At 41.6% G+C, this 2,197-nt stretch carries 2 protein-coding genes; both read left to right on the forward strand.

The features are described from left to right. The coding region (locus tag AC3LHT_RS07090) for a LemA family protein (RefSeq protein ID WP_488662408.1) at positions 1–534 on the forward strand (534 nt) is incomplete at its 5' end. 11 nt (positions 535–545) lie between these two features. Then, positions 546–1,538, forward strand: coding sequence for a M48 family metallopeptidase (locus AC3LHT_RS07095; protein WP_488662409.1), 993 nt, complete (start codon positions 546–548; stop codon positions 1,536–1,538). Positions 1,539–2,197 lie beyond the last annotated feature (659 nt).

Raw genomic sequence — 2,197 nt, forward strand, 5'->3', positions numbered from 1 at the left:
CTTGTTCTTATTTTCTGGTTTATAGGTATTTATAACAGCCTTATCAGGTTGAAAAAGCGTGTGCAAAACGCCTGGGCCCAAATTGACGTTCAGCTCAAGAGAAGGCATGACCTGATCCCCAATCTTGTGAACGCAGTAAAGGGTTATATGAAATTCGAGCGTGAAACCCTCGAAAAGGTTATGGAAGCCCGTGCGAAGGCAATATCAGCACAAGGTGTTGGGGATAAGATTAAAGCTGAAAGGGAACTTGGCGGATTTCTTGGGCGATTGCTCGCTGTGGTGGAAAACTATCCTGAGCTGAAAGCCAACGAAAATGTTAAACAGCTTATGGAAGAGCTCACCACGACGGAAAATAAGATTTCCTATGCTCGGCAGTTCTATAACGACACAGTAACGAGGTTCAACACAAAGATAGAGGTTTTCCCTGATAACATCGTAGCCAATATGTATTCAAGCAAATTTGAGCCCTTCCCGCTTTTTGAGATAGAGGATAAAACAGAAAGAGAAGTCCCTCAAGTCGATCTTAATATCTAAGGTGGAATGCTATGGCATTTAGCGTTGATTTTTATGCTGAGGAGCGCAAAAATGTTAGAAAAACCGCTCTTTTAGTTACACTTTTCTATATTATGATGGCGGCCTTTGGACTAATAATAGACTTCGCTTTCGGCATGCTGCCAATATTCACGGCTGTTTTTCTTTCGATAGCCACAATTCAATTTCTGGTATCCATCTATTCCGGAAAAAAGATGGTTTTGCGCTCTGTAAAAGCCCGCCCTTTCAATCCGGAGAATTTTGAAGAGAAGCAATTGAAAAACATACTCGATGAACTCACCATATCTGCAGGCCTTCCCAAACCTCCAGAATTGTACATCATAGACAATGATGAAGTTATAAACGCTTTCGCTACGGGGTTTAAGCGTGAAGATGCAGTGGTTTGTGTTACCACAGGTTTGCTCAAAAACCTGAACAGAGAAGAAACCGCGGGAGTCATAGGGCATGAGTTGAGCCATATTGTCAACCGGGATATTCTGATAATGACCATGATATCAGCGCTTATAGGTGCTGTGGTCATTATTCAGATTTTTGCCGTTAGAGCGCTGCTGAATTATCTGAGATTTGGTGGTTTCGCGCGAGGCAGAAGAAGGAGTAAAAAGGATAACACAGGTACGGCAATTCTCGTATTTTTTGCAGCTGTTGCTGGACTTGCTACGCTCTTTTCTTTTGTGGGGAAGCTCTCGCTCTTTGCTGTTTCACGCACAAGGGAATATTTCGCAGATGCCCGTTCAGTGGAACTGACCAGAAATCCGGTGGGATTAGCGAGCGCCCTTAGAAAAATTGCTACCGTCTCGAAAAAACTGCCCACAGCCAATACTGCAACAGCGCATCTTTTCATTGCAGATCCTTTGAAGAGAAAGGTAAATGAGAAATCCTCAGCTTTCGCTTCGCTTTTCAGCACGCATCCGCCTATCTATAAGAGGATCGCCACACTTGAAAACCGTTCACCTGAAGAAGTGAAAAAGGAATTGGGTATAAGGTGAAGATGCTTTTATATAAAATGCCCCTTTCGGGGCATTTTGCTTTTTATCCAAAATATCAGAACCTGTAATGAATACGTGCAATCAAATCTTCCTTTATCTTTTCCAATCTCTCAAAAGTTTCCTTATAAAAAATTATCTTTTCTTTATCACGCATAGAGATTCACCTCCTGTTGGTAGAACGTCATCGTAAGCTTTGAAACTTTCTTTGTTACACATTTCTGGTGATCTCTTTCATACTCTTGTGTTGGATTTTCATCTATGTGATCAAAATCCAAAGAACATCATTTCATTTCCGAGTAATACACTCTGATATATGATAACACTTTTTTCATTAGAAAGCTCAAGAAGCACATTTATAGTTGGTTTCATATTGGTAATTATCCTATTGCATATATGTGCATAAACACAACTATGATAACAAAGAAAACACGTAAACCGGGATCTGGAAAATCAAGCACCAGGCAGTAAATACGTGTTATGGAAAATATGCTAAACCGCTTCGTGGTTGAGGTTCACGATGTTGACGCTTGCAGAGACTATGCTGACCTTGCTCAGATAAACCCAGCTATGGTGGGGATGAGCATTCTTTCGATATGGTTTTGCGTCTACACCACTTGCCGTTCCGCCAGCCGTCGCTTCACCATCTGTCATCCCATCAG

This window comes from Kosmotoga sp., assembly GCF_982836095.1.